The organism is Aquipseudomonas alcaligenes NBRC 14159 (assembly GCF_000467105.1).
Lineage (GTDB): Bacteria > Pseudomonadota > Gammaproteobacteria > Pseudomonadales > Pseudomonadaceae > Aquipseudomonas > Aquipseudomonas alcaligenes.
This window is the reverse complement of record NZ_BATI01000033.1, coordinates 22,142-47,009: the sequence shown is the minus strand read 5'-3', so window position 1 is coordinate 47,009 and position 24,868 is coordinate 22,142. Positions and strand designations below refer to the sequence as shown.

Here is a 24,868-nt window from a genome sequence, read left to right as displayed (position 1 = left end):
CGTCAGGCGTTCTGCTGCTGCGGAGCGTCCAGCGCCTTGAGTTCGTCACGCACCTGCGCCAGGCAGGCCTGGTGCAGGTTGCGGTAGTGCTTGGGCGCGCGCCGCGCGTACTGCTCGATCTGCTCCAGCTGGGCGCGCGCGTCACGCTCGCGACCGGCCTGGCGCAGCAGCTGGGCGTAGTGGTAGCGCGCCTCGGGGCCGGCGAAGTGGCCGAGCAGGGCGTGGTATTCCTCCTCGGCCTTGGCCAGCTCGCCGAGTCGGGTGAGGGCGCGGGCATACAGCAGATGCCCTTCGCTGGAACGGTACTGTGGGTTGTGCTGGATCAGCTGGTCCAGGGTGTCACGGCAGCCGGCGGCATCGTCCAGGGCGAACTGGGCGCGTGCCAGGCCGAGCATGATGTCCGGTGCGTGGCTGTGCACGCCGCGCAGGGCAGCACGGTAGTGGTCGGCGGCCTCAGCGGGCTGATCCAGGCGCAGCAGCTCGTCGGCCAGCTGCACGCGGGTTTCGCGGGTGTCACTCAGTTCCAGGGCGTCGCGCAGGGCGCGCAGGTGGCGCTGCGGGTCGAGGCGGTCGTGCAGACGGTTGACGGCGCGGCGGCCGCTGCGGCTGCCGAGCAGGTCCGGCAGCATGATGCCGAGGAAGTAGATCAGGCAGCCGAGGCCGGGCAGGGCGATGATCAGGTACAGCCAGTTGCGTTCCTGGCCGCTGCGGACCACGTGCAGGCCACAGATGATCTGGCAGGCGATGAGCAGCAGGGCGAGCAGGGGCATGGGCACAACATCCTTGTTTGGCGGGAGCCCTGTTTAGCATGGCGTCGCCCCGCTGTCATCGCCGCCGCCGGCGTTATGTGCGGTCGACCCACTTGGGCGCGGCGGTCGGTTGCCAGGCATCCATGCGTGCCAGCAGCTCGGCGGGTGAGGCGCTGACCTGAAGGATGGCGCGGTGCTGCTCGCGGACGAAGCGCTCGGCCACCAGGTGGTCGAGGAAGTCGGTGAGGCGGGCGTAGAAGCCGTCCACCTCGAGCAGGCCGAGCGGCTTGGCGTGGTAGCCGAGCTGGCCCCAGGTCCAGACCTCGAACAGCTCCTCCAGGGTACCCAGGCCACCGGGCAGGGCGATGAAGGCGTCGGCCAGCTCGGCCATGCGCGCCTTGCGCGCGTGCATGCCGTCCACCACTTCCAGGCGGGTCAGGCCCTTGTGGCCGATCTCGGCGCGCTCCAGGCTCTGCGGGATGATGCCGATGACCTCGCCGCCAGCGGCCAGGGCGGCATCCGCGACCACGCCCATCAGGCCGACGGCGCCGCCGCCATAGACCAGGGTCAGGCCGCGCTCGGCGATGTGGCTGCCGAGCTGGGCTGCAGCTTCATGGTAGATGGGCCGGGCGCCGGGGCTGGCGCCGCAGAATACGCAGACTGACTTCAGGCTCATGCACTGTGCTCCCGTGAACGAAAGGGCGCACAGGGTAACCCTGTCCGATCGGTCAGGCGAGTTCCTGCGGGCAGCGGCCGCTGGCGCCGGCGGCGTAGGTGGCGAGAAGACTGTGCAGCAGGTCGTGCAGGTTCATGGCGATCACTCCCGGGCAATGGGTTAAGCCTAGGTGGTACCGCCGGCGAATGCCGGTTGATTGTCTCGATCAGGCCGATAGCCAGGCGGGGACACTCAGGGCAGCGAGGTCAGGTTCTTCCCCGGGCGCTCGCCGAAGAACCTGTCCAGCCAGGCCTGGTAGTGCTTCACCGTGGCGGCTGGCACATAGGCGTGCTGGGCGGCGACGAAGTGCGCAATCACTTCCGGTTGCCGGGCGATCTGGTCGATGCGCCGGACCAGCTCGGCGCCGGCGGCGTTCTTGCTGCAGTAGATGCCGCTGACGAAGGGCGTGTTGGCCTCCTGCAGTGGCAGCAGCGTGACCGCGAGCGAGGTCTGGCGCTGCTGCTGGGCAAACTGGATGACTTCCGCGTACTCCAGCAGGTAGTCGACACGGCCGCGTTCGAGCATGTCGAACAGGTTGTTGCCGGCGCTGCTGGTCTGCACGCGTATCAGCTGTGGCTGGGCGCCGGGGGCCTGCAGCAGCGGGTCGAGCACGGGCCCGTAGCTGCGGTCCTGGATCAGTCCGCCGCGCAGGCTGGGATTGCGCAGCAGCTGTTGCAGGGACACTTCCGTCTGGTCGCCGGCAATGCGCTGACGGTCTTCGCTGCGAATCAGCAACTGATGCGGCATGGCGACGAATAGGCTGACGTAATGGCCGAGCTGATCCCGCTCGGCGGTGCGGAAGGTCGGCAGGAAGCAGCTCAGGGGCTCGCGCTTGACCTGCTCGAAGCCGCGCGTGAGGTTGACCAGGCTGTAGCGGTGTTGGTACTCCGGCAGGCGCAGGGTGATCTGCTGCAGCAGGTCGATGATCACGCCGCTGCGCGGTTCCCCATCCTCGATGTTGACCAGTCCCGGCCAGGGGCTCATGCCCCAGGTGACTTCGAGTGGAGTGGGGCTCTGCGCCCTGGCCAGGCCGGTGACGCAGAGCAGTAGGCCAAGCAGCAGGCGCGCGAGCATGGAGTAAACCGCGTTGAGGGAAATCCAGTGGCAGTTTAGCAACAGCCGGCCGATATCAGCTCCCCAGCAGCCACAAACCGGCACCTGCCGATGCCGCGCCGGCCACACGCACCAGCGGCGCAGCGGCTTGTGGCAGCCAGCGCACCAGCGCGTAGCCGGCGCCATGCAGGGCGGCGGTGGCGGCGACGAAGCCGGCGGCGTAGCCCCACGGGCTGGCCAGTGCCGGCAGCTCCAGGCCATGGGCCACGCCATGGGTCAGGGCGAACAGCGCGGTCAGGCCCAGTGCCATGGCTACCGGCAGGCGCGCGGCAACCGCCACCAGCAGGCCGAAGGCCAGTACCGAGCCGGCGATGCCAGTCTCCATCAGCGGGATCTCCAGCCCGGCGAAGCCGAGCAGACCGCCGAGCAGCATGGTGGCGACAAAGGTGCCCGGCAGCGCCCAGCGTGCCGCGCCGCTCTGCTGCGCGGCCCACAGGCCGACGGCGAGCATCGCCAGCAGGTGGTCGAGACCGGTGATGGGGTGGGCGACGCCCGCCAGCAGGCCGGAGTGGTCGTGGCCACCATGGGCGAAGGCCAGCGCGGGGCTGAGGAACAGGGCGATGGCGAACAGGGTTTTGCGCAGTTGCATGGTGGATCTCCTTAGGCGGCGCCGAGCATGCCGTGGCGTTCGATGAAGTCGATGATCTGGTCCAGACCCTGGCCGACTTTCTGGTTGCTGAACACGAAGGGCTTGTCGCCGCGCATCTTGCGCGCGTCGCGGTCCATCACTTCCAGCGAGGCGCCGACCATCGGTGCCAGGTCGATCTTGTTGATCACCAGCAGGTCGGACTTGCAGATGCCGGGGCCACCCTTGCGCGGCAGCTTGTCGCCGGCGGACACGTCGATCACGTACAGGGTCAGGTCCGACAGCTCGGGGCTGAAGGTGGCGGAGAGGTTGTCGCCGCCGGACTCGACGATGATCAGGTCGAGCCCCGGGAAGCGCCGATTGAGCTGGTCGACCGCCTCCAGGTTGATCGAGGCATCCTCGCGGATCGCCGTGTGCGGACAGCCGCCGGTTTCCACGCCGATGATCCGCTCGGGCGCCAGGGCTTCGTTGCGCACCAGGAACTGGGCGTCTTCCTGGGTGTAGATGTCGTTGGTGACCACGGCGATGTTGTAGCGCTCGCGCAGGGCCTGGCACAGCGCCAGGGTCAGGGCTGTCTTGCCGGATCCGACCGGGCCGCCGATGCCGACGCGCAGGGGTTGGCTGTTCATGGCTGAGTTCCTTGTTTCATGAGCGGAAGAGACGGCTGTACTGGCGCTCGTGCGCCATGCTGGCCAGGGCCAGGCCGAAGGCGGCGCTGCCCCAGTGTTCGGGTTCCAGGGTGATGGCCTGATGGCGGGCCTGCTCCAGCAGCGGCAGCAGTTCCGAGGTCAGGCGCTGAGCGGCCTGCTGGCCCAGCGGCAGGGTCTTCATCAGCACCGCCAGCTGGTTTTCCAGCCAGCCCCACAGCCAGGCGGCCAGGGCATCCTCGGCGCTGATGTCCCAGGTGCGCGCGGCCAGCGCCCAGGCGGGGGCCAAGCCGAGCTCCGGCTGCGTGTGCAGAAAGGTTCGGGCCGCCTCGTCGAGCTCCGGCAGGCCCTCGAGCAACTGCTTCAGCGAGTAGCCCATCTGCCGGCTCTCCAGGGCCAGTTCGCGGCTCTCGCGGCTGGCGCGGTGACGCTCGGCGAGGTCGGCCAGGCGGTCCCAATCGGCCACCGCTGCGGCGCGGCAGTGGGCCAGCAGCAGTGGCGCCTCGAAGCGCGCCAGGTTGAGCAGGAGTTGATCGGCGATCCAGCGCCGGGCGCTGTCCGGGTCGTGCACCAGGGCGCTGTCGACCGCCATTTCCAGCCCCTGGGAGTAGCTGTAGCCACCGATTGGTAGCTGCGGGCTGGCCAGGCGCAGGAGTTGCCAGGCGGGATTCACAGGCGCACGCCGAACTGGTGCAGGCGCGGGCCGTAGTTGAACTCGGCGTCACCATGATGGGAGTGGTGATGGCCGCCGCCGTAGGCGCCGTGTTCGGGCTGGAAGGGTGCTTCGACCTGGCAGGTGCTGGCGCCGAGCTGGTCGAGCATGGCTTGCAGCACGTGGTCTTCGGGCAGGCGCAGCCAGCCGTCGCCGAGCTGCAGGGTGACGTGGCGGTTGCCCAGGTGGTAGGCCGCGCGCAGCAGTTCGAAGCTGCTGGCGCAGGTGACGTGCAGGAGTTTCTCCGGGCGCGCGCAGACCCGCACGATGCGCCCGTCCTCGGCGCGCAGGCAGTCGCCGTCATGCAGCGGCGGCTGGCCGCGTTCGAGGAACAGACCGACGTCCTCGCCGGCCGCGCTGAAGCAGCGCAGGCGGCTTTTGCTGCGGGCATCGAAGGTCAGGTGCAGTTCTTCATCCCAGTAGGGCTGGGGGGGGAGGCGGTGATGGATCACCAACATAAGAGGCTTCCGGCCAGGCAATGGTCCGGTGACCAGAGCAAGGCCCTTGCCAAGCCGCTGATGCCCGCCGCTGGCGGGGGTGTGCCAGAAGTTGGGGCTTACGGATGCCTTATGTTGGTGCGCCGTCTATCGAGAAGAGCTGTTCTGGTGCGTTCAGTCGCGGCCCTGGCCGAGACCGCGCCAGTGCTTGGCACCAATGAAGATGAAGCGCAGCTGCTGGGTCATCTTCGCTTCGGGCGTGAGGTGCGCGGGCAGGCCTTCGGCGGGCGGGTCGATCAGCTCCGGCAGGGTGGCGAACACGGTCTTCACCACTAGGTCGGAGACCACGTCGAGTGCCGCGTCGTCCAGGTGCGGGGTGCGGTTCATCAGCTTGAGGTCGGCGGCCAGGTCGTCGGTGATCTGCTGGCGCAGACGGCCAATGGCCTGGCGCACCGGTTGCGAGCCACCGTACTGCTCGCGGGCGAGGAAGAGGAACTGGCTGCGGTTGTCGCTCACCGCGTCGAGGAAGATGCGCGTGCTGGCCTCGATGATGCTGCCCATCTCGAACTGGCTGCGGCGCACTTCGCGCAGGGTGCTGCGGAAGGTGGCGTCGACCTCGGCGACCAGGGCCAGGCCCAGCTCGTCCATATCCTGGAAGTGCCGGTAGAAGCCGGTTGGCACGATGCCGGCGGTGCGGCTGACTTCGCGCAGGCTCAGGCTGCCGAAGCCGCGACCGCTGTCCATCAGGTTGCGCGCGGCATCCATCAAGGCCTGGCGGGTCTGCTGTTTCTGTTCGGCGCGTGGTGACATGGCATTCGGCAGGTGGCGAGGTAGCGGCGCACTCTAACAAAAGCGTTTTGCCGGCGTCGAATGACAATCAGTGAACACTTGTTGACTGAAATGGAGGGCTTCTGGCATTTTGTGAACACTTGTTCACTGGAATATGCCGCATGTCGCTCTTGCCTCTTTCCGTCATCCGCTGGCTGGCACCGCTGCTGGGGCCTTTGCGCGTACTGGTTGCGCGAGGCTGGCTGCGCGAGTCGGAAGTCGACGCCGTGCTGGCCTGGCTGCACCCGGCCTGGCGCCTGAATCGGGTCTTCGCCCGGGTGGCGGGGCGCTGCTGGGTCAGTGACGACCTGCTGGCGCTGCGCCTGCGCTGCAATGGCAATGCGCGTGGCTGGCGCCCAGGCCAGCATGTGCAGCTGTACCTGCCGATCGACGGGGTGCGCCACAGTCGCAGCTACAGCCTGACCCGGGTCGAACGTGGCGGCGGCATCGAGCTGGGCATTCGTCGTCAGCCGGGTGGCCGCTTCTCCAATCATCTGCTCGACCACCTGGCGGTGGGCGATCTGGTCGAACTGGGCGTGGCCCAGGGCGAGCTGTGCTGGCCGCAAGCGGCACCTGGCGTCGGGCTGCTCGCCGCCGGCAGCGGTATCACGGCACTGCTCGGGCTGCTGCGCGAGGCGCTGCAAGCCGGCTATGCGGCGCCGGTGACGCTGCTGCACTACGTGCGTGCCAGCGGCCAGCAGGCATATGCCGCCGAGCTGCAGACGCTGATGCAGCGCCACCCGAATCTGCAGGTGCACTGGCAGCTCACCGGTCCCGAGGCGGAGCCGCAGGGCGGGCGCTTCCGGGCTGCGCACCTGCAGGGCATGGAGGGCTTTGCCCTGCTCGCCTGCGGGCCGGCAGGGTTCGTCGAGGCGGTGCGGGCGAGCGCTGTCGGCGCGCTGCAGGCGGAGGCTTTCAGTCCCCTGCGGTACGCGCCGGAGGCCGGCCAGGCGCTGCGCCTGAACTTCTCCCGCAGCCGCCTGGAAAGCCAGGGCGACGGCTCGCGCAGCCTGCTGGAGCAGGCCGAGGCGGCCGGCTTGCGGCCGGCCCATGGCTGCCGCCAAGGCATCTGTGCCGGCTGTACCTGCACCCTGCTGGGTGGCGCGGTGCGCGACCTGCGCAGCGGCCAGGCCTTCGCCGAACCCGGCCAGCCGATCCGTATCTGCGTCAGCGCGCCGCTGGGCGATGTGCAACTCGATCTCTAGGACAACGACGATGCGACTTGACCGTGAACTGACCCCCGTGGAACTCGACGCCTTTGCCGCCGAGCTGGATGAACTGCGCCGCCAGACCCTCGCCTCGCTGGGCGAGAGCGATGCCCGCTACATCCGCCGGATGCGCGGCGCGGTGCGCCTGTGCTGCTGGAGCGGCCGCGCGCTGCTGATGTTCGGCTGGTTCCCGCCGACCTGGTTGCTTGGCAGCCTGTTGCTGGGCCTGGGCAAGATCCTCGAGAACATGGAGCTGGGCCACAACGTGATGCACGGCCAGTACGACTGGATGAACGATCCGGAGCTGGCCGGGCGTCGCTACGAGTGGGACATCGTCGGCCCGGCCGACTTCTGGCGGCACACGCACAACCATACCCATCACACCTGGACCAATGTGATCGGCATGGATGACGACGTCGGCTACGGCGTGGTGCGCCTGTTCCCCGAGCAGCGCTGGAAGCCCTTCTACCGCTGGCAGCCGTTGTGGGTCACGCTGCAGGCGCTGCTGTTCCAGTACGCCGTGGCGATCCAGCACCTACGCCTGGACAAGTGGTACAAGGGCCGCATCAGCGGCGCCGAGGTACGCCCGCTGCTGCGCCAGTTCGGCCTCAAGGTCGCGCGCCAGTGGTTCAAGGACTACGCCCTGTTCCCCCTGCTGGCGCTGCTGCTCGGTGCCAACGCCCTGGCGGTGCTGGCGGGCAACGTGCTGGCCAATCTGCTGCGCAACCTGTGGACCTTCCTGGTGATCTTCTGCGGCCACTTCACCGAGCGCGCGGCGGTGTTCAGCCAGGAGTCGGTGCAAGGGGAGAGCCGTGGGCACTGGTACCTGCGCCAGCTGCGCGGCTCCAGCAACCTGGAGGGGGGTCGCCTGTTCCATATCCTCACCGGCAACCTCAGCCACCAGATCGAGCACCACCTGTTCCCCGACCTGCCGGCGCGCCGCTATGCCGAGCTGGCGCCGCGTGTACGCGAGATTGCCGCGCGCTATGGCCAGTTCTACAACAGCGGGCGCCTGTCGCGGCAGTTCGCCAGCGTATTGCGGCGCATCTGGATCTACCGCCTGCCGCCGCTGACGCCGGCACAATAAAAAAGCCCGGCAGGCGCCGGGCTTTGTGGGGCTGCGCGAGGCCTGATCAGGCGGTGCGACGCGCGACCCGCTCGGCACCGCCTTCGGCAACACGGCGGTTTTCGAGCAGGCGATCAGAACCGCCTTCGGCGACATGGCGGATCTTGATCAGGCGGTCCGCGCCGCCCTCGGTGACAGTGGACGGGCTGCGGATCTGCTGCAGCTCGGTCAGTGGCGGTTGTTCGTCACCCGGCAGGGCGAAAGCGCCAAAGCTCAGGGTGGACAGGATCAGGCTGGCGATCAGTTGCTTTTTCATCTCGGGTCTCCTCGAAGGAGCAGGAAAGTGGCTACGGAGCACATGGTACTCAGGCGCCGGCGAGACAAAAGTTGATCGTCCTGATGTTGCCCATCGATGCCGCTAATGGCGGCTGCGCAGGCTCTGCAACGGGCTATTCGGCGATGAACAGGCAGGTCAGGTAGCGGTTGCTGAAACCGTAGCGGAGCATCGATGCCAGGCGCGCGAGCAGGTAGGTGGGGTGGCGTCGGTAGTAGTTCAGCACCGCGTTGCCTACGCCTTCGGAGCGATGACGCTTGGCGTGGTCCGGACGGCGGGAGAACAGGCCGCGGAATTGCCACCACTGGATCTGCTCCAGCTCCTGGGTATCAGGGCGCAGGCGATGGTGACGGAACAGGGCGAGGAAGCTCCTGCGGCTGAAGTCGTGCAGGTGGTGCGGGTTGCCGTCGAGGGTCGGCGTGATCGGCACCGAGGCGATGACCCGGCCGCCGGCCGCGAGCAGGCGCGCGTAGTTGGCCACCAGCTGGCGCGGGTTGGGCAGGTGTTCGATGGTTTCCAGGCTGACGATGCTGTCGAAGCGCTGCGTGGCGGCGAAGGATTCGGCATCGGCGCAGACATAACGCAGGTTGGGCAGCTGGTAGTGCTGGCGGGCGTAGGCGATGGCGGCAGGGTCGATGTCGACGCCCGTCACCTGTTTGTCCGGGTGTCGCTCGGCCAGCAGGGCGCTGCCGTAACCGCAGCCGCAGGCCATGTCCAGCACCTGCTCGCCGCACAGATGACGGGCGGCGAACTCGTAACGTTCCAGGTGGATGCGCAGTGCGTTCTGGTCGCCCGGGCTGGCAGGGTCGAGGTCGGGCGGGTAGATGCGTTCGATGCTGTGCATGGCGTATCCCTCGCCGGAGCCCTCAGCCCCGTTGCTCGCGCCGTTGGCGCCATTGTGTCCATTCGAAGCCGAGCACCACCAGCAGCGACAGGGCGAACGGCAGCAGCAGGTAGAAGGCGCGGAACACGATCAGCGCGGCCAGCACATCGACCTTGGGCAGCTCCGGCATGGCGGCGAGGAAGGTCACTTCCAGCACCCCCAGGCCGCCGGGGGCATGCGACAGCAGGGCCAGGGAGAAGGAGGCGAGGAATACCCCGAGCACCACCAGGTAGCCCGGATTGCTCTCGGCCGGCAGGGCGAAGTAGATGATCGCCGCGGCGCAGGCCAGCTCCAGCGGACCGGCAACCAGCTGGCGGGCGACGATGCCCAGGCGTGGATATTCGACGCGCAGTTTGCCCCAGGTCCAGGGCTTGAACTGGCGCCAGGAGCCGAGCACGTAGAGCGCCACCAGACCCAGCAGAATCGCGCCGATGGCGACCGACAGCCAGGGCCCGACATCGACCACGCGGCGGATCAGCTCGGGCTGGCAGATCAGCACGGCGCCACCTGACAGCAGCACGCCGAGGGCGAAGGTGAAGGAGCAGAACACTATCAGCACGCCGATATCCTGCGGCGCCAGGCCCTTGCTCCTGTAGGCGCGGTAGCGCACCACCGCACCGGAGAACACCGACGCGCCGATGTTGTGGGCCAGGGCGTAGGTGGTGAAGGAGCAGAGGGTGATGAACCACCAGGAGATCTTCTTGCCCAGGTGAGCGATGGCGATGCGGTCGTACCAGGCCAGCGCGAAGTAGGCGCCCAGGGTGGCGCCGGCGGCCATCAGCCAGTTGTGCAGACGGATGGCGTGGAGACTGTCCTGCAGCTCGTCCAGGGAGATGGTGCGAATCTCCTTGTAGAGCAGGTAGCAGGAAAATACGACTGCGGCCAAACCGATGACGGTCCAGATCCAGTCGCTTCTCTTCATCATCGACGATGGCTCCCCGTCTTCTTTCAACGCAGTCCATTGGCTACTTGGGCGCACACGCGGTAAAGCGGGCAGGCGGTGTGCAAATCGGCGTGCAGTATCCCGAAGGCGAGCGCTGGGCTCAAGCTGCGCGTTTGCGGCGGGTGTTACAGAGTGCTTCGCCCCGGGCTGTCGGAGTGCCGCCATTGCTGGTGTGCAGGCGAATAACGACGGCGGCTGTGACGGTCTCCAGAGGGCTGCCGCTGGCGCCGTGCTGAGCGTCGCCGCCAGGCGTTGCCCGGGAACGTGGCAGTGCGGCGTGATGGCCATGCCGGGGCCGGCGCTGCAGCGCTGAGGTCGTGGTTGTACTGTCAAAAATATGCAACTGCCCGCTGCCGGTGTGCCGGGTTCTAGTGCAGGTTTTTCAGTGGTTTACAGTTCGTAACAAGGCATGTCGTCGGCTGTGAGCATAAAAACGGCCAATTTTGTTTGACATATTTTACGGTTTTGCCAGACTGCGCGGCCTGGCGCGGGGATCATCGGTGCTCCGTGTTCAAAGCAGGCCAGGAGGGCCATAACAAAAACCTGTAGCCCGCCGTCCCAGCCCCTCCGCCTTGCGGGGCAGCCTGTGGCGGGCCGATGTCGCTGGAACGGAAAAATGCTGATCTGGTTCGTCGCGCTGTACCTGCTGGCCACCGTGGCCATCGGTTTCTATGCCTCCACCCGGGTACACAACACCCGAGACTTCGCATCCGGCGGTCGCAGCATGGGCTTCCCCATCGTCGCGGCCATGGTGTTCGCCACCTGGTTCGGTTCCGAGGCGGTACTGGGCATTCCCGCCACCTTCCTCGAGGAAGGCTTCGCCGGCATTGTCGAGGACCCCTTCGGTTCCTTCTGGTGCCTGTTCATCGTCGGCGCGATTATCGCCCGTCCGCTGTATCGCCTGAACCTGCTGACCATCGGTGACTACTTCAAGAAGCGCTATGGCTCGCAGGTCGAGCTGATCGTCAGCCTGGTTATCGTCATGTCCTACCTGGGTTGGATCGCCGCCCAGCTGATCGCTCTCGGCGTGGTGTTCAACGTGCTTTCCGATGGTGCCATCAGCACCACCCAGGGCATGCTGCTGGGCACCTTCATCGTCCTGCTGTACACCCTGTTCGGCGGCATGTGGTCGATCGCCCTGACCGACTTCTTCCAGATGATCATCATCGTGGTCGGTCTGATCTACCTGGTCTGGCTGTTCAGCGACATGGCCGGCGGTGCCGACCTGGTGATCAGCAAGGCTGCCAGCGAAGGCAAGTTCACCTTCATGCACAGCTTCGAGCCGAAGGACATCGTCGCCTTCATTGGCGCGGCGGTGACCATGATGCTCGGCTCGATTCCGCAGCAGGACGTGTACCAGCGCGTGATGTCGGCCAAGACGGAAAACATCGCCGCTCGCGCCTCCATGGCCGGCGCCGTGTTCTACCTGGCCTTCTGCATGCTGCCGATCTTCCTGGTGTACGCCGCCTCGATGATCGATCCGGCGCTGGTGCAGAAGTGGCTGGCCGAGGATGCGCAGATGATCCTGCCGCTGCTGATCCTGGAAAAGACTCCGCTGTTCGCCCAGATCATGTTCTTCGGCGCGCTGCTGTCGGCCATCATGTCGACCGCCTCCGGCACCCTGCTGGCGCCGTCGGTAACGCTGACCGAGAACGTGCTCAAGCGCTTCCTGCCGGAGCTCAACGACAAGCAGTTCCTGCTGCTGATGCGCTGCACCATCCTGGTATGCGCCGTTGCCACTCTGACCTTCGCCCTGTACTCCGATGCCAGCATCTACGAGATGGTCGGCAATGCCTACAAGGTGACCCTGGTCGCCGCCGTGGTGCCGCTGTTCGCCGGCCTGTTCTGGAAGCGTGCCACCACCCAGGGCGCGCTGGTCGCCATCGCCTTCGGCCTGTGCTCGTGGATCTACCTGGAGTACAGCTGGACCGAGGAGGCCTTCTGGCCGCCGCAGCTGGCTGGCCTGCTGTTCAGCATCGCCGGCATGGTCATCGGTACCCTGCTGCCGCAGTTCAAGCGCAACGACAACGGCATGCTGATCGCCCAGCCGCAGTAAGCGTCGCGTATTGATAAAGAAGACCCCGCCCCGGCGGGGTCTTTTCGTTGCGGCCGGTAATTCGGCATAGGGGGAGAGGGCATGCACAGGCCCGGCCTGACGTAGCCCGGATGCAATCCGGGAGCGGGGCCTCCTGCCTCCCCGGATTGCATCCGGGCTACCTGCCCTCAGCTCAGCCGGCGCAGCAGGCCCAGATAGCAGTGCGCCTGCTGGCCATGCAGGTGCAGTTCGCCCGGCTCATCGTTCAGCAGCAAGGCCTGGCGCGCATGCAGGCTGAATGCGTGGCCATCCTGCAGGCGCACCTCGGCGAGCTCGGTCAGTGGCATTTCTCCATGCAGCTGCAAGGACTTCAGCCCCTGCTGCCAGTCGGCGCGCCGACTCATCAGGTTCAGATCGAGCACCTCGCCGGCCAGTGGCCTAGCGCTGATCGGCTCCTCGCCGGAAAAGTCCAGCGACTTGCCGCCGGCGCACAAGGTCGTGGTACCGCTCTGCCGTTGCAGCAGCAGTTCGCCCTCCAGCAGCGCCAGGCTGCGCTGGATGCCGGGGAAGGCGGAGAAGGGGCCGGCGCCGCTCACCCGCGCGCAACTGATGCGCCAGGCGAAGTCATCCAGCCCGGCCGCGGCCGGGGCGATGGCCAGCTGGCGGGTGCTGCCACCGCCGTTCTTCCAGGTGCTGGCGGGCAGACAGTCGAGGTCGATGAGCTGGATGGGCATGTTTTTCTCCCCTTAATGTATATACATATTTGAGCAAAAGACGGCTCCCCGTCCATCCCGCGGTGCGGTTTCCATGTGTCTCTATGGTTGTTTAGCCGTCTGGATTGCAGCGTGGGGGTTGACGACTCGCTGGTCACGGTTTAAATGTATATACATTAACGCCGAGGATAGCTCCGCAATGTCCCAGTCTTCCCGCAAGCGCCTGCTCTGGCGCGACCTGACCCTCTTCGATGGCCTGCAGGTGCTGCCCGAGCCCATGGCCGTGCTGGTGGAGGGCGACCACATCGCCGGCCTGTGGCCCGAGCGCGAGTTCGACCCGGCCCTGGCCATCGGTGCCGACAAGGTCGGGTGCGGTGGGGTGATGACCCCAGGCCTGGTCGACTGCCATACCCACCTGGTGTATGCCGGCGACCGTGCCGGTGAGTTCGAGCAGCGCCTGGAAGGCGTCAGCTACGAGGAGATCGCCCGCGCCGGCGGCGGCATCCTCAGCAGCGTGCGCGCCACCCGGACCGCCAGCGAGGACCAGCTGATTGCCGCCAGCCTGCCGCGCCTGGATGTGTTGCTGGCCGATGGTGTGACCACGGTCGAGATCAAGTCCGGTTACGGCCTGACCGTCGCCGACGAGCTGAAAATGCTGCGCGTGGCCCGCCGCCTCGGCGAGCTGCGTCCGGTGCGGGTAATGACTACGCTGCTCGGCGCCCATGCACTGCCGCCGGAATACGCCGGCCGTGCCGACGACTATGTGCGCCTGGTCTGCGAGCAGATGATCCCGGCGGTCGCCCGTGAAGGCCTGGCCGACGCGGTGGACGTGTTCTGCGAGGGCATCGGCTTCTCCCCGGCGCATTGCGAGCGCATCTTCCAGGTCGCGCGCGAGCATGGCCTGGCGATCAAGGCACACGCCGAGCAACTGTCCAATCTCGGTGGCAGCGCCCTGGCGGCCAGGTACGGCGCACTGTCCGCCGACCATGTCGAATACCTCGATGAGGCCGGCGTGCGCGCCATGGCCGAAGCCGGCACGGTGGCCGTGCTGCTGCCCGGCGCCTTCCAGGTGCTGCGCGAAACCCAGCTGCCGCCCATCGAGCTGCTGCGCCAGTACCAGGTGCCGATGGCCGTGGCCAGCGACGCCAACCCCGGCACCTCGCCGATCTGCCTGCCCACCCTGATGGCCCATCTGGCCTGCACCCTGTTCCGCCTCACCCCGCGCGAGGCCCTGGCCGGCATGACCGCCCACGCCGCCCGCGCCCTCGGCTTGCCGGAGCTGGGCCGCATCGCCGTCGGCGCGCCCGCCGACCTGTGCCTGTGGGATATCCGCCAGCCCGCCGAGCTGGCCTACGCGGTGCAGGCCGGGCGCCTGCGCCAGCGCATCTTCTGTGGAGAGATTACCCATGCACGCTGACCGCCATTCCATGGCCTGCTGGACCGGCCGCGTCGACCCCGAGCCGGACAGCCCACGCTGGCACCAGCGCATAAGAGCGCTGAGCGAAGACAGCCAGCCTGGCCTGGCCCTGCTCGGCTTCGCCTGCGACGAGGGCGTGCGCCGCAACCACGGCCGCGTCGGCGCCGCCGGTGGGCCGCAGGCGCTGCGCAAGGCTCTGGCCAACCTGGCCTGGCATCGCCGGGCGCCGGCCTATGACGCCGGCGACGTGGCCTGCGAATACGGCGACCTGGAAGGCGCGCAGGCGCGCCTGGGGCGCAACGTCTGCGCGCTGCTGGATGCTGGCCACCTGCCGCTGGTGCTCGGTGGTGGCCACGAAGTGGCTTACGGCAGCTGGTCCGGGCTGGCCGAACACCTGTCCGGCAACCATGCCCCGAAGATTGGCATCGTCAACTTCGATGCCCATTTCGACCTGCGCGACCCGGCCCATGTGCACTCCTCCGGCACTCCCTTCGCTCAGATCGCCGAGGCCAGCGCCGCCCGCGGCTGGCCATTCCGCTATGCCTGCCTCGGCGTCAGCCGCGCCAGCAACACCCGCGCGCTGTTCGCCCGCGCCGCCGAGCTGGGCGTGCTGGTGCGCGAGGACCGCGAGATCCGCGAGTCGACCCTGGACGCCATCGGCGCCGAGCTGGACGCCTTCGCCGCCAACTGCGACGCCCTCTACCTGACTTTCGACATCGACGTGCTGCCGGCCTGCGAGGCCCCCGGGGTCAGCGCCCCGGCCGCGCGCGGGGTGCGCCTGGAGCTGCTGGAGCCGCTGCTCGAACGGCTCAAGGCCAGCGGCAAGCTGCGCCTGGTCGACTTCGCCGAGCTCAACCCCGAACACGACATTGATAGCCGCACCGCCAAGGCGGCGGCGCGCCTCATCCACCTGCTCAGCCTCTGAGCGCCGAACAACAAGAGGAAACCGCTGTGACCACCAAGTACCGTGACGTTGAAATCCGCGCCCCGCGCGGCACCACGCTGAATGCCAAGAGCTGGCTGACCGAAGCGCCGCTGCGCATGCTGATGAACAACCTCGACCCGGACGTGGCCGAGAACCCCAAGGAACTGGTGGTGTACGGCGGCATCGGCCGCGCCGCGCGCAACTGGGAGTGCTACGACAAGATCGTCGAGACCCTGAAGGAACTGAACGACGACGAGACCCTGCTGGTGCAGTCCGGCAAGCCGGTCGGCGTGTTCAAGACCCACAGCAATGCACCGCGCGTGCTGATCGCCAACTCCAACCTGGTGCCGCACTGGGCCACCTGGGAACACTTCAACGAGCTGGACGCCAAGGGCCTGGCCATGTACGGCCAGATGACTGCCGGCAGCTGGATCTACATCGGCAGCCAGGGCATCGTCCAGGGCACCTATGAAACCTTCGTCGAGGCTGGTCGCCAGCACTACGGCGGCGACCTCAAGGGCCGCTGGGTACTGACCGCCGGTCTCGGCGGCATGGGCGGCGCCCAGCCGCTGGCCGCTACCCTGGCCGGTGCCTGTTCGCTGAATATCGAGTGCCAGCAGTCGCGCATCGACTTCCGTCTGCGCAGCCGCTACGTCGACGAGCAGGCCAATGACCTGGACGACGCCCTGGCGCGCATCGCCAAGTACTGCGCCGAAGGCAAGGCCATCTCCGTCGCCCTGCTGGGCAACGCCGCCGAGATCCTGCCGGAGCTGGTCAAGCGTGGCGTGCGCCCGGATATGGTCACCGACCAGACCAGCGCCCACGACCCGCTCAATGGCTACCTGCCGATCGGCTGGACCTGGGCCGAGTACAAGGACCGCGCGCAGACCGACCCGCAAGCCGTGGTCAAGGCCGCCAAGCAGTCGATGGCCGTGCACGTGCAGGCCATGCTCGACTTCCAGAAGATGGGCGTGCCGACCTTCGACTACGGCAACAATATCCGCCAGATGGCCAAGGAGGAGGGCGTGGCCAACGCCTTCGACTTCCCCGGCTTCGTCCCGGCCTATATCCGCCCGCTGTTCTGCCGCGGCATCGGCCCGTTCCGCTGGGCCGCGCTGTCCGGTGATCCGCAGGACATCTACAAGACCGACGCCAAGGTCAAGGAACTGATTCCTGACGACGCCCACCTGCACCGCTGGCTGGACATGGCCCGCGAGCGCATCAGCTTCCAGGGCCTGCCGGCGCGTATCTGCTGGGTCGGCCTGGGTCTGCGCGCCAAGCTCGGCCTGGCCTTCAACGAGATGGTACGTTCGGGTGAGCTGTCGGCGCCCATCGTGATCGGTCGCGATCACCTGGACAGCGGCTCGGTGTCCAGCCCCAACCGCGAGACCGAGGCGATGCAGGACGGCTCCGACGCCGTGTCCGACTGGCCGCTGCTCAACGCCCTGCTGAATACCGCCAGCGGCGCCACCTGGGTCTCGCTGCACCATGGCGGCGGCGTGGGCATGGGCTTCTCCCAGCATTCCGGTATGGTCATCGTCTGCGACGGCACCGATGAAGCCGCCGCGCGTATCGCCCGCGTGCTGACCAACGACCCGGGCACCGGGGTGATGCGCCACGCCGATGCCGGCTACCAGATCGCCATCGATTGCGCCCGCGAGCAGGGCCTGAACTTGCCGATGATCGGCTGAGAGCATGTCCAAAGCCTGCTGCGCGTCGGCCAAACGGCGTTGCAAATGGCTTCGGACTGCTCATTTACCGCTCGTAAACTCCGCGTCCTCAGCCATTTGCGCCACCCTTTGGCTCTAGCTCGCGAGACTTTGAACACGCTCTGTGGAAGACAGAACATGAATACGCTGAACCTGAAACCCGGCCAGCTGACCCTGGCCAATCTGCGCGCCGCCTACCAGGCGCCCGTGCACCTGACCCTGGACGCCGCGGCCCATGAGGCCATCGACGCCAGCGTCGCCTGCGTCAACCAGATCATCGCCGAGGGCCGCACCGCCTACGGCATCAACACCGGTTTCGGCCTGCTGGCCTCGACCCGCATCGCCACCGCCGACCTGGAGAAGCTGCAGCGTTCGCTGGTGCTGTCGCATGCCGCCGGCATCGGCGAGCCGCTGAGTGATGCCATGGTGCGGCTGATCATGCTGCTCAAGATCAACAGCCTGGCGCGTGGCTTCTCCGGTATCCGGCGCAAGGTGATCGAGGCGCTGATCGCCCTGGTCAACGCCGAGGTCTATCCGCATATCCCGCTGAAAGGCTCGGTGGGCGCCTCCGGCGATCTGGCGCCGCTGGCGCATATGTCGCTCGTTCTTCTGGGGGAAAGCCAGGCGCGGCATAAAGGTGAGTGGCTGCCGGCGACCGAGGCGCTGGCCATCGCCGGCCTGGAGCCGATGACCCTGGCCGCCAAGGAGGGCCTGGCCCTGCTCAACGGCACCCAGGTGTCCACCGCCTACGCCCTGCGCGGGTTGTTCGAGGCCGAGGACCTGTACGCCGCCGCCAGCGTCTGCGGCGCCCTCACCGTGGAAGCGGCGCTGGGCTCGCGGGCGCCCTTCGATGCGCGCATCCATGCCGCCCGTGGGCAGAAAGGCCAGATCGACGCGGCCGCCACCTACCGCCACCTGCTCGGCGCCAGCAGCGAAGTCGGCCGCTCCCACGCCGCCTGCGACAAGGTGCAGGACCCCTATTCGCTGCGCTGCCAGCCGCAGGTGATGGGTGCCTGCCTGACCCAACTGCGCCAGGCCGCCGAGGTGCTGGCGGTGGAGGCCAACGCGGTGTCGGACAACCCGCTGGTGTTCGCCGCCGAGGGCGAGGTGATCTCCGGCGGCAACTTCCACGCCGAGCCGGTGGCCATGGCTGCCGACAATATCGCCCTGGCCATCGCGGAAATGGGCTCGCTGTCCGAGCGACGCATCTCGCTGATGATGGACAAGCATATGTCGCAGCTGCCGCCCTTCCTGGTGGCCAATGGCGGGGTCAACTCGGGCTTCATGATCGCCCAGGTCACGGCCGCGGCCCTGGCCAGCGACAACAAGGCCCTGGCCCACCCGCACAGCGTCGACAGCCTGCCCACTTCGGCCAACCAGGAAGACCATGTGTCGATGGCGCCGAACGCCGGCAAGCGCCTCTGGGACATGGCCGCCAACACCCGTGGCGTACTCGCCGTGGAGTGGCTGGGTGCCTGCCAGGGCCTGGACTTCCGCGAGGGGCTGAAGAGCTCGCCGGCCCTGGAACAGGCCCGTGAGCTCCTGCGTGCCAGGGTGCCCTATTACGTCGAAGACCGCTTCTTCGCCCCGGACATCGCCGCCGCCGACGAGTTGCTCGCCGAGCGCGTGCTGACGCCGTTGCTGCCGGCCGGGATGCTGCCGTCGGTGGGCTGATGTACTAAAGAAGCGTGCTACGGACTGAAGGGACAGACGGGCCGCCCCCTCTCCCGTTCACGGGAGAGGGTTGGGGAGAGGGCTGGGCCTACGCGGGCCGCCCCGTCCTCTCTCCCACCAGTGGGAGAGGGGCGCCAAGCTCCGCTATCATCCGCCGCAACCGGGCAATTCCAAGGAGCCACCGTGACCAGCAGCACCCCGCGCTACAAGGCCATCGAGGACTTCCTGCTCGAACGCATTCGCGGCGGCGCCTACCCGGTCCACCACCAGATTCCCCCGGAAGAGCAGCTGGCGCGCGACTTCGCCGTCAGCCGCATGACCGCCAACAAGGCGATCAACAACCTGGTGCAGCAGGGCTACCTGGTGCGCCAGGCCGGCCTCGGCACCTTCGTCACCGACCGCAAGGCCGAATCCTCGCTGCACGAGGTGATGAACATCGCCGCCGAGGTGCGCGGCCGTGGCCACGCCTACAGCAACGACGTGCTGCGCTGCGAGGCGCTGGCGGCCGACGACGAGGTGGCCCTGCGCCTCGGCCTGCGCCTGGGCGCCCAGGTGTTCCACAGCATCCTGGTGCACCGCGAGGACGGCGTGCCGATCCAGCTGGAAGACCGCTTCGTCAATCCGCGCTGGGTGCCGCATTACCTGGACAGCGATTTCAGCCAGCAGACGCCCAACGAGGTGCTGGTGGCCAGCTGCCCGATCTCCGATGTCGAGCACGTGGTCGAGGCCGTGCTGGTGGACGCGCAGACCGCCGCCTGGCTGGACATCGACCCGGCCGCGCCCTGCCTGTCGATGATCCGTCGCACCTGGTCGGACGAACACCTGGTCAGCTACGCCCGCCTGCTCCACCCCGGCGACCGCTACAAACTGCGTTCCCATAACAAGCGCCGCTGATACCTGGCCGTTGCGTCAGGCTTGGCGAGCGATGGTGATGCTTCCTGCTCTACAATCGCTGTTTTCCCGCCAGACCAAGGAGCCGCCGTGGAATCGGTAATCGCGGTCGAGAACCTGAGCAAGACCTACAAGTCCGGTCACTCCGCCCTCAAGCACATCAATCTGGAGATCCGCAAAGGCGAGATCTTCGCCCTGCTGGGCCCCAACGGCGCCGGCAAGACCACCCTGATCAGCATCATCTGCGGCATCGTCAATCCCGGCGCGGGCCGGGTGCGGGTCGCCGGCTTTGATATCAAGGCCGACTACCGCGCCGCGCGCTCGGCCATCGGCCTGGTACCGCAGGAGCTGGTCAACGACGTGTTCGAGACGGTCTGGGCCACGGTCAGGTTCAGCCGCGGTCTGTTCGGCAAGAAACCTGATCCACAGTACCTGGAGCAGCTGCTCAAGGATCTGTCGCTGTGGGACAAGCGCGACGCCAAGATCTTCGAACTGTCCGGCGGCATGAAGCGCCGGGTGATGATCGCCAAGGCATTGAGCCACGAACCGTCGATCCTGTTTCTCGACGAGCCCACCGCCGGCGTCGACGTCGAGCTGCGCCGCGACATGTGGAACATGGTGCGGCGCCTGCGCGAGCGCGGCGTGACCATCATCCTCACCACCCACTACATCGAGGAAGCCGAGGAGATGGCCGACCGCATCGGGGTGATCCGCAAGGGCGAGATCATCCTGGTGGAGGACAAGCAGGTGCTGATGCACAAGCTCGGCAAGAAGCAGCTGACCCTGCAGCTCAAGCACCCGCTGGCCAGCGTGCCGGCGCAGCTGGCCAGCTATGGCCTGGAGCTGACCGACGACGGTCATGCCCTGGTGTTCACCTTCGACGCCCAGCACGAGCACACCGGCATCGCCGAGCTGCTCAAGGACCTGGCTCAGCACGGCATCGACTTCAAGGACCTGCAGTCCAGCGAAAGCTCGCTGGAGGACATCTTCGTCAGCCTGGTGCACGACAAGGAGCGCGCATGAACCTTTATGCCATCAAGGCCATCTACCTGTTCGAGCTGGCCCGCACCTGGCGCACCCTGCTGCAGAGCATCGCCACCCCGGTGATCTCCACGTCGCTGTACTTCGTGGTGTTCGGCTCGGCCATCGGCAGCAGCATGACCGAGGTGCACGGCGTCAGCTACGGCGCCTTCATCGTGCCCGGCCTGATCATGCTGGCGCTGCTCACCGAGAGCATCGGCAACGCCTCGTTCGGCATCTACATGCCCAAGTACTCGGGGACTATCTACGAGATCCTCTCGGCGCCGGTGTCCTACTTCGAGATCCTGGTCGGCTATGTCGGCGCGGCGGCGACCAAGTCGGTGATCCTCGGCCTGATCATCTTCTTCACCTCGATGCTGTTCGTCGATTTCGAACTGGCCCACCCGTTCTGGGCCCTGGCGCTGCTGGTGCTGACGGCCATCACCTTCTGCCTGTTCGGCTTCATCATCGGCGTGTGGGCCGATGGCTGGGAGAAGCTGCAGATCGTGCCGGCGCTGATCGTCACGCCGCTGGCCTTCCTCGGCGGCAGCTTCTACTCGATCAGCATGCTCCCTGAGCTGTGGCAGAAGATCACCCTGTTCAACCCGGTGGTGTACCTGATCAGCGCCTTTCGCTGGGCCTTCTTCGGCGTCGCCGACGTCAGCCTGGGGCTGAGCCTGGGCATGATCGGCGGCTTCCTGCTGGCCTGTGTGGCGGTGGTCAGCTGGATCTTCAGGACCGGCTATCGGCTGCGTCACTGAGCGGTAGCTGCGTACAGAAACGGAGGCCTAGGCCTCCGTTTTCATGAGCACGTCGTGCAGCGCCTCAGCACTCGATGATATTGACCGCCAGGCCGCCCCTGGCGGTTTCCTTGTACTTGCTCTTCATGTCCGCGCCGGTGTCACGCATGGTGCGGATCACCCGATCCAGCGAGATGAAGTGCTGACCATCGCCGCGCAGGGCCATGCGCGCGGCGTTGATCGCCTTGATCGAGCCCATGGCGTTGCGCTCGATGCACGGCACCTGGACCAGCCCGCCGACCGGGTCGCAGGTCAGTCCCAGGTTGTGCTCCATGCCGATCTCGGCAGCGTTCTCCACCTGTTGGATGGTTCCGCCCAGCACTTCGCACAGGGCCCCGGCGGCCATCGAACAGGCCACCCCGACCTCGCCCTGGCAGCCGACTTCGGCGCCGGAGATCGAGGCGTTTTCCTTGTACAGAATGCCGATGGCCGCGGCGGTGAGCAGGAAACGCACCACCCCGTCGTCATTGGCGCCGGGCACGAAGCGCCGGTAGTAGTGCAGCACCGCCGGCACGATACCGGCCGCGCCATTGGTGGGCGCGGTGACCACGCGGCCGCCGCTGGCATTCTCCTCGTTGACCGCCAGGGCGTAGAGGTTGACCCAGTCCATCACCGTCAACGGGTCGCGCAGGCTGGCCTCGGGGTTCTGGCTGAGCTGGCGATGCAGGGAGGCGGCGCGGCGGCGTACCTTGAGGCCGCCGGGCATGGTGCCCTCGTTGCGGCAGCCGGCGGTGACGCAGTCCTGCATCACCTGCCAGATGTTCAGCAGGCCGGCGCGGGTCTCCGCCTCCGGGCGCCAGGCCGCCTCGTTGGCCAGCATCAGCTGGCTGATCGACAGGTTGTGCTCGGCGCACAGCGCCAGCAGCTGCTTGGCGGTCTTGAAGGGGTAGGCCAGCTCGGTGCGGTCCTCGACGATGCGGTCGGCGCCGGCCGCTTCCTCGTCCACCACGAAGCCGCCGCCCACCGAGTAGTACTCGCGGGCGCGGAGCTGCAGGCCGGCGGCGTCGAAGGCGCGGAAGATCATGCCGTTGGGGTGGTAGTCCAGGGGCTTCCTGATCAGTGCCAGGTGCTCCTTCTCGACGAAGCGGATGGTCTTCTCGCCGCCCAGTTGCAGCTCGCCGCTGGCGCGCAGGGCGGCCAGGCGGCTGTCGATGGTGGCGGTGTCGACCGTGTCCGGCTGCTCGCCCTCCAGGCCCAGCAGCACGGCCTTGTCGCTGCCGTGGCCCTTGCCGGTGGCGCCGAGCGAGCCGTACAGCTCGACCTTGAGGCTGGCGGTGGCTGCCAGCAGCCCCTCGCGCCGCAGCCCGTCGATGAAACGCGCGGCGGCGCGCATCGGCCCCACGGTGTGCGAGCTGGAGGGGCCGATGCCGATCTTGAACAGGTCGAAAACGCCGAGGGCCATGAGGTACTCCTGTGACTGGATGGTCACAAGCTTACACCCTAAGCCTGCGGCGATCCGTCGCGGATGCGACCCCGAGTTGCCGACCTTCGCCGCGCTACAGCCCGAACATCTGCCGCGCCTGGCTCGGCACCAGGCCGGTCCAGCGCTTGAACGAGCGGCGGAAATTGGTGGTGTCGTTGAACTGCAGATAGGCGGCGACTTCCTCGTTGCCATAGCCGCGCACCTGGTACAGGTACAGGGCGACGTGCTTGCGCGCCTGGTCCAGCTGTTCCTGGAAATGCGTGCCGTGCTTCTGCAGCTTGCGCTTGAGGGTCGAGGCGCTCATGCCCAGGGCCAGGGCCACGCCCTCCAGCTGCAGCGGTTCGCGGATATGCGCCAGCAGGTAGCTGTACAGGCGATCCAGCAGGCCAGCGCGAAAGCCCAGGGCATCGAGCTGCGCCAGGCCCTGTTGCTGCGCGGCGCGCCCGGCGGTGAGCGCGGCGCCGGGCCAGGGCTGGTGCAAGTACTCGCGTGGCAGGCGCATCAGGTCCAGCGGCGCGTCGAAGCGTACCGTCTCGCCCAGGTGTACCCAGTACTGTTCCACGTAGCGCGGCTGGGCGTGGCTGAAGCTGCATTGCCAGGGCAGGGCCTGGCCGGCCAGCCAGCGGCTCATGGCCACCAGCGCGGTGCACGAGGCTTCCAGCAGGAAGCGCCGCTGGGCGCCGATGCCACAGCTATCCAGCCAGTACAGGTACAGGTACTGCTCGTCGAGCAGCAGGCGCGGGCTGAGCAGCGGGCTGAGCAGGGCGCGCTGGTCGGCGAGCACGTCCAGCGCCTGGCGCAGGTCGGCGGCATGCTGCAGGGCATGGCTGGCCGGGCCGTAGTGCCCCGGCAGCAGACGCTGACCGAACAGGAAGCTGCTGTCGTCGGCCTCGAGCAGGCGCCGCGCATTGTCGATCAGGCAGAGGAACTGCTGCGGGCTCAGGCGCGCCTGGCCGCTGAGGATGTCCTCGTGGAACAGGCCGCTGCCGCGCAGCAGGCGGTGGCTGTCGATACCGCGCGACAGGGCCAGGTCGAGCAGCACGGCCGGCTGCCAGTGGCCGGGGATGAAGCGGCTGTCGCATTCGTACCAGTCGGTCGGCAGGGTCATGGCGGCGGCCTCAGGCGCTGTGCGCGTAGGGCGGCTGCTTGGCCTTGGCCAGCGCCAGGTTGAGGCGTTGCAGTAGACCATCGGCATCGTCCTGCAGGGCCATCACGGCGGCCGTGCTGGCCTGCAGCTGCAGGCGCTCGCCATGGGCGCGGGCCTTGTACGCCAGGTGCGCCACGGCCAGGCGCAGCTCCTCGGCCAGCAGTTGCGCTTCGCGTGCGCCGGTATTGGGTAACAGCACCACGAAACGATCACCGGCCAGGCGGCAAAGCAGGTCGCGGTGGCGCAGGTTGAGCAGCAGCAGCTGGGTCAGCGCCTGCAGCACGCGGTCGCCCTCGGCGTGGCCATGCAGGCGGTTGATCTGGCTGAAGTCGTCGAGGTCGAGGATCACCAGTGACAGCGGCTGCTGCGCGGCGCGCGCCTCGGCCAGGCTCTGCTGCAGCTGCCGGCGCAGGTAGTCGGCGGTGTTCAGCGGGGTCAGCTTGTCGAACAGCAGGTGCTCGCGGAACAGCCGCTCGCGCTTCTCCATCTGCGCGCTGATGGCCAGCTGCTCGCGGTGCCAGTGGTAGATGCCAAGGGTCAGCAGGACCAGGCCGAGCGGCATTGGCGCCGACTCCAGCCAGTGGTCCCAGCTTATGGCATCCGGCAGCAGGATGAACTCGTCGAGGGCGTCCACCCACCAGGAGAGGAACACCAGCCCCAGGCCCATTGCGAGGAAGTTGGTCACCCGCCCGGCGGGCCGGCTCTTCAGTACCAGGCCGAGCCAGACCAGGCAGAGCAGGGCCGAGCCACCTTCGCCGAGGATATCCAGCCACACCCAGTCGCTCATCGGCTTGAGGTCGCCGGCGCCCAGGTGCAGCAGCAGGGCGGCATTGGCGGCCAGCAGCAGGGCGGCCAGTTTCAGGCGATGCAGACCGAACAGAGTGGGCATGGTG

Annotated in this window: 25 protein-coding genes; 10 read left to right on the top strand and 15 right to left on the bottom strand. The window is 67.5% G+C overall.

Annotated features, from left to right (window positions below):
- Nucleotides 1-2: 2 nt before the first annotated feature.
- The 8 genes from PA6_RS17060 to fabR all read right to left on the bottom strand — a co-directional run bounded on the left by PA6_RS17060 (nucleotide 3) and on the right by fabR (nucleotide 5,769).
- Complete coding sequence (locus PA6_RS17060; RefSeq protein ID WP_021702203.1) at nucleotides 3-770, bottom strand: tetratricopeptide repeat protein; 768 nt, start codon at nucleotides 768-770, stop codon at nucleotides 3-5.
- A 73-nt stretch (nucleotides 771-843) separates the two neighbouring features.
- A complete protein-coding gene (locus PA6_RS17055) occupies nucleotides 844-1,425 on the bottom strand; it encodes an LOG family protein (protein ID WP_021702202.1) in 582 nt (193 codons plus the stop codon).
- Between the two features lie 231 nt (nucleotides 1,426-1,656).
- Nucleotides 1,657-2,538 (bottom strand): hypothetical protein, encoded by an 882-nt coding sequence (locus PA6_RS17050; RefSeq protein ID WP_043216868.1) that lies wholly within the window; start codon nucleotides 2,536-2,538, stop codon nucleotides 1,657-1,659.
- A gap of 55 nt (nucleotides 2,539-2,593) precedes the next feature.
- Complete coding sequence (locus tag PA6_RS17045; RefSeq protein ID WP_021702200.1) at nucleotides 2,594-3,166, bottom strand: HupE/UreJ family protein; 573 nt, start codon at nucleotides 3,164-3,166, stop codon at nucleotides 2,594-2,596.
- A gap of 11 nt (nucleotides 3,167-3,177) precedes the next feature.
- A complete protein-coding gene (gene ureG / locus PA6_RS17040) occupies nucleotides 3,178-3,792 on the bottom strand; it encodes an urease accessory protein UreG (protein WP_021702199.1) in 615 nt (204 codons plus the stop codon).
- A 16-nt stretch (nucleotides 3,793-3,808) separates the two neighbouring features.
- Complete coding sequence (locus PA6_RS17035; RefSeq protein WP_021702198.1) at nucleotides 3,809-4,483, bottom strand: urease accessory protein UreF; 675 nt, start codon at nucleotides 4,481-4,483, stop codon at nucleotides 3,809-3,811.
- Nucleotides 4,480-4,980: an urease accessory protein UreE gene (gene ureE, locus PA6_RS17030; RefSeq protein ID WP_021702197.1), complete on the bottom strand. Its 501-nt coding sequence runs from the start codon at nucleotides 4,978-4,980 to the stop codon at nucleotides 4,480-4,482. Before ureE ends, PA6_RS17035 begins: the two co-directional genes overlap by 4 nt.
- Before the next feature lie 153 nt (nucleotides 4,981-5,133).
- A complete protein-coding gene (gene fabR, locus PA6_RS17025) occupies nucleotides 5,134-5,769 on the bottom strand; it encodes an HTH-type transcriptional repressor FabR (protein WP_021702196.1) in 636 nt (211 codons plus the stop codon).
- A 140-nt stretch (nucleotides 5,770-5,909) separates the two neighbouring features.
- Here fabR and PA6_RS17020 point away from each other — a divergent pair, with 140 nt between their 5' ends.
- Nucleotides 5,910-6,992 carry a ferredoxin reductase gene (locus PA6_RS17020; protein ID WP_021702195.1) on the top strand — a complete coding sequence of 361 codons (1,083 nt, stop codon included), beginning with the start codon at nucleotides 5,910-5,912 and terminating at the stop codon, nucleotides 6,990-6,992.
- 10 nt (nucleotides 6,993-7,002) lie between these two features.
- Nucleotides 7,003-8,082 (top strand): fatty acid desaturase family protein, encoded by a 1,080-nt coding sequence (locus PA6_RS17015; protein ID WP_021702194.1) that lies wholly within the window; start codon nucleotides 7,003-7,005, stop codon nucleotides 8,080-8,082.
- Nucleotides 8,083-8,128: 46 nt separating this feature from the next.
- On the opposite strand, the gene PA6_RS23905 is transcribed toward PA6_RS17015, so the two are convergent.
- The 3 genes from PA6_RS23905 to PA6_RS17000 all read right to left on the bottom strand — a co-directional run bounded on the left by PA6_RS23905 (nucleotide 8,129) and on the right by PA6_RS17000 (nucleotide 10,203).
- Nucleotides 8,129-8,377 carry a hypothetical protein gene (locus tag PA6_RS23905; protein WP_021702193.1) on the bottom strand — a complete coding sequence of 83 codons (249 nt, stop codon included), beginning with the start codon at nucleotides 8,375-8,377 and terminating at the stop codon, nucleotides 8,129-8,131.
- A gap of 133 nt (nucleotides 8,378-8,510) precedes the next feature.
- Entirely contained in the window at nucleotides 8,511-9,239 is a 729-nt protein-coding gene (locus tag PA6_RS17005) for a class I SAM-dependent methyltransferase (RefSeq protein WP_021702192.1), read from the bottom strand.
- 22 nt (nucleotides 9,240-9,261) lie between these two features.
- Nucleotides 9,262-10,203, bottom strand: a complete 942-nt coding sequence (locus tag PA6_RS17000; RefSeq protein ID WP_043216866.1) for a lysylphosphatidylglycerol synthase transmembrane domain-containing protein — start codon at nucleotides 10,201-10,203, stop codon at nucleotides 9,262-9,264.
- Nucleotides 10,204-10,837: 634 nt separating this feature from the next.
- Here PA6_RS17000 and PA6_RS16995 point away from each other — a divergent pair.
- A complete protein-coding gene (locus tag PA6_RS16995) occupies nucleotides 10,838-12,277 on the top strand; it encodes a sodium:solute symporter family protein (RefSeq protein ID WP_021702190.1) in 1,440 nt (479 codons plus the stop codon).
- A 167-nt stretch (nucleotides 12,278-12,444) separates the two neighbouring features.
- Here PA6_RS16995 and PA6_RS16990 read toward each other — a convergent pair whose 3' ends face one another.
- Nucleotides 12,445-12,990, bottom strand: a complete 546-nt coding sequence (locus PA6_RS16990; RefSeq protein WP_021702189.1) for a HutD/Ves family protein — start codon at nucleotides 12,988-12,990, stop codon at nucleotides 12,445-12,447.
- Between the two features lie 178 nt (nucleotides 12,991-13,168).
- On the opposite strand from PA6_RS16990, the gene hutI reads away from it, so the two are divergent.
- The 7 genes from hutI (at nucleotide 13,169) to PA6_RS16955 (ending at nucleotide 21,366) form a co-directional block, all read left to right on the top strand.
- Nucleotides 13,169-14,386, top strand: coding sequence for an imidazolonepropionase (gene hutI, locus PA6_RS16985; RefSeq protein WP_021702188.1), 1,218 nt, complete (start codon nucleotides 13,169-13,171; stop codon nucleotides 14,384-14,386).
- Complete coding sequence (gene hutG / locus PA6_RS16980) at nucleotides 14,376-15,311, top strand: formimidoylglutamase (protein WP_021702187.1); 936 nt, start codon at nucleotides 14,376-14,378, stop codon at nucleotides 15,309-15,311. Before hutI ends, hutG begins: the two co-directional genes overlap by 11 nt.
- Before the next feature lie 26 nt (nucleotides 15,312-15,337).
- Entirely contained in the window at nucleotides 15,338-17,002 is a 1,665-nt protein-coding gene (gene hutU / locus PA6_RS16975; RefSeq protein ID WP_021702186.1) for a urocanate hydratase, read from the top strand.
- Nucleotides 17,003-17,158: 156 nt separating this feature from the next.
- Complete coding sequence (gene hutH / locus PA6_RS16970) at nucleotides 17,159-18,694, top strand: histidine ammonia-lyase (RefSeq protein ID WP_021702185.1); 1,536 nt, start codon at nucleotides 17,159-17,161, stop codon at nucleotides 18,692-18,694.
- Nucleotides 18,695-18,877: 183 nt separating this feature from the next.
- A complete protein-coding gene (gene hutC / locus PA6_RS16965; protein WP_021702184.1) occupies nucleotides 18,878-19,588 on the top strand; it encodes a histidine utilization repressor in 711 nt (236 codons plus the stop codon).
- A gap of 87 nt (nucleotides 19,589-19,675) precedes the next feature.
- Entirely contained in the window at nucleotides 19,676-20,608 is a 933-nt protein-coding gene (locus PA6_RS16960) for an ABC transporter ATP-binding protein (RefSeq protein WP_021702183.1), read from the top strand.
- Nucleotides 20,605-21,366: an ABC transporter permease gene (locus PA6_RS16955; RefSeq protein WP_021702182.1), complete on the top strand. Its 762-nt coding sequence runs from the start codon at nucleotides 20,605-20,607 to the stop codon at nucleotides 21,364-21,366. Before PA6_RS16960 ends, PA6_RS16955 begins: the two co-directional genes overlap by 4 nt.
- A 64-nt stretch (nucleotides 21,367-21,430) precedes the next feature.
- Here the strand turns inward: PA6_RS16955 and PA6_RS16950 are convergent, their stop codons facing one another.
- From PA6_RS16950 to PA6_RS16940, 3 genes are all read right to left on the bottom strand, one after another.
- Complete coding sequence (locus PA6_RS16950) at nucleotides 21,431-22,807, bottom strand: L-serine ammonia-lyase (RefSeq protein ID WP_021702181.1); 1,377 nt, start codon at nucleotides 22,805-22,807, stop codon at nucleotides 21,431-21,433.
- Nucleotides 22,808-22,901: 94 nt separating this feature from the next.
- Nucleotides 22,902-23,936 carry an AraC family transcriptional regulator gene (locus PA6_RS16945; RefSeq protein ID WP_021702180.1) on the bottom strand — a complete coding sequence of 345 codons (1,035 nt, stop codon included), beginning with the start codon at nucleotides 23,934-23,936 and terminating at the stop codon, nucleotides 22,902-22,904.
- Between the two features lie 10 nt (nucleotides 23,937-23,946).
- Nucleotides 23,947-24,864, bottom strand: a complete 918-nt coding sequence (locus tag PA6_RS16940; RefSeq protein WP_021702179.1) for a GGDEF domain-containing protein — start codon at nucleotides 24,862-24,864, stop codon at nucleotides 23,947-23,949.
- Nucleotides 24,865-24,868: the final 4 nt, after the last annotated feature.

What these genes read in the sequence shown, in the direction of transcription:
- fabR (WP_021702196.1), bottom strand. Translation starts at nt 5,769, where the DNA reads ATGTCACCACGCGCCGAACAGAAACAGCAGACCCGCCAGGCCTTGATG.
- PA6_RS17055 (WP_021702202.1), bottom strand. Translation starts at nt 1,425, where the DNA reads ATGAGCCTGAAGTCAGTCTGCGTATTCTGCGGCGCCAGCCCCGGCGCC.
- PA6_RS23905 (WP_021702193.1), bottom strand. Translation starts at nt 8,377, where the DNA reads ATGAAAAAGCAACTGATCGCCAGCCTGATCCTGTCCACCCTGAGCTTT.
- PA6_RS16995 (WP_021702190.1), top strand. Translation starts at nt 10,838, where the DNA reads ATGCTGATCTGGTTCGTCGCGCTGTACCTGCTGGCCACCGTGGCCATC.
- PA6_RS17060 (WP_021702203.1), bottom strand. Translation starts at nt 770, where the DNA reads ATGCCCCTGCTCGCCCTGCTGCTCATCGCCTGCCAGATCATCTGTGGC.
- PA6_RS17045 (WP_021702200.1), bottom strand. Translation starts at nt 3,166, where the DNA reads ATGCAACTGCGCAAAACCCTGTTCGCCATCGCCCTGTTCCTCAGCCCC.
- PA6_RS17020 (WP_021702195.1), top strand. Translation starts at nt 5,910, where the DNA reads ATGTCGCTCTTGCCTCTTTCCGTCATCCGCTGGCTGGCACCGCTGCTG.
- ureG (WP_021702199.1), bottom strand. Translation starts at nt 3,792, where the DNA reads ATGAACAGCCAACCCCTGCGCGTCGGCATCGGCGGCCCGGTCGGATCC.
- PA6_RS17005 (WP_021702192.1), bottom strand. Translation starts at nt 9,239, where the DNA reads ATGCACAGCATCGAACGCATCTACCCGCCCGACCTCGACCCTGCCAGC.
- PA6_RS16990 (WP_021702189.1), bottom strand. Translation starts at nt 12,990, where the DNA reads ATGCCCATCCAGCTCATCGACCTCGACTGTCTGCCCGCCAGCACCTGG.
- PA6_RS17015 (WP_021702194.1), top strand. Translation starts at nt 7,003, where the DNA reads ATGCGACTTGACCGTGAACTGACCCCCGTGGAACTCGACGCCTTTGCC.
- PA6_RS17000 (WP_043216866.1), bottom strand. Translation starts at nt 10,203, where the DNA reads ATGATGAAGAGAAGCGACTGGATCTGGACCGTCATCGGTTTGGCCGCA.
- ureE (WP_021702197.1), bottom strand. Translation starts at nt 4,980, where the DNA reads ATGTTGGTGATCCATCACCGCCTCCCCCCCCAGCCCTACTGGGATGAA.
- PA6_RS16945 (WP_021702180.1), bottom strand. Translation starts at nt 23,936, where the DNA reads ATGACCCTGCCGACCGACTGGTACGAATGCGACAGCCGCTTCATCCCC.
- PA6_RS16940 (WP_021702179.1), bottom strand. Translation starts at nt 24,864, where the DNA reads ATGCCCACTCTGTTCGGTCTGCATCGCCTGAAACTGGCCGCCCTGCTG.
- PA6_RS16955 (WP_021702182.1), top strand. Translation starts at nt 20,605, where the DNA reads ATGAACCTTTATGCCATCAAGGCCATCTACCTGTTCGAGCTGGCCCGC.
- PA6_RS16950 (WP_021702181.1), bottom strand. Translation starts at nt 22,807, where the DNA reads ATGGCCCTCGGCGTTTTCGACCTGTTCAAGATCGGCATCGGCCCCTCC.
- hutH (WP_021702185.1), top strand. Translation starts at nt 17,159, where the DNA reads ATGAATACGCTGAACCTGAAACCCGGCCAGCTGACCCTGGCCAATCTG.
- PA6_RS17050 (WP_043216868.1), bottom strand. Translation starts at nt 2,538, where the DNA reads ATGCTCGCGCGCCTGCTGCTTGGCCTACTGCTCTGCGTCACCGGCCTG.
- hutG (WP_021702187.1), top strand. Translation starts at nt 14,376, where the DNA reads ATGCACGCTGACCGCCATTCCATGGCCTGCTGGACCGGCCGCGTCGAC.
- hutI (WP_021702188.1), top strand. Translation starts at nt 13,169, where the DNA reads ATGTCCCAGTCTTCCCGCAAGCGCCTGCTCTGGCGCGACCTGACCCTC.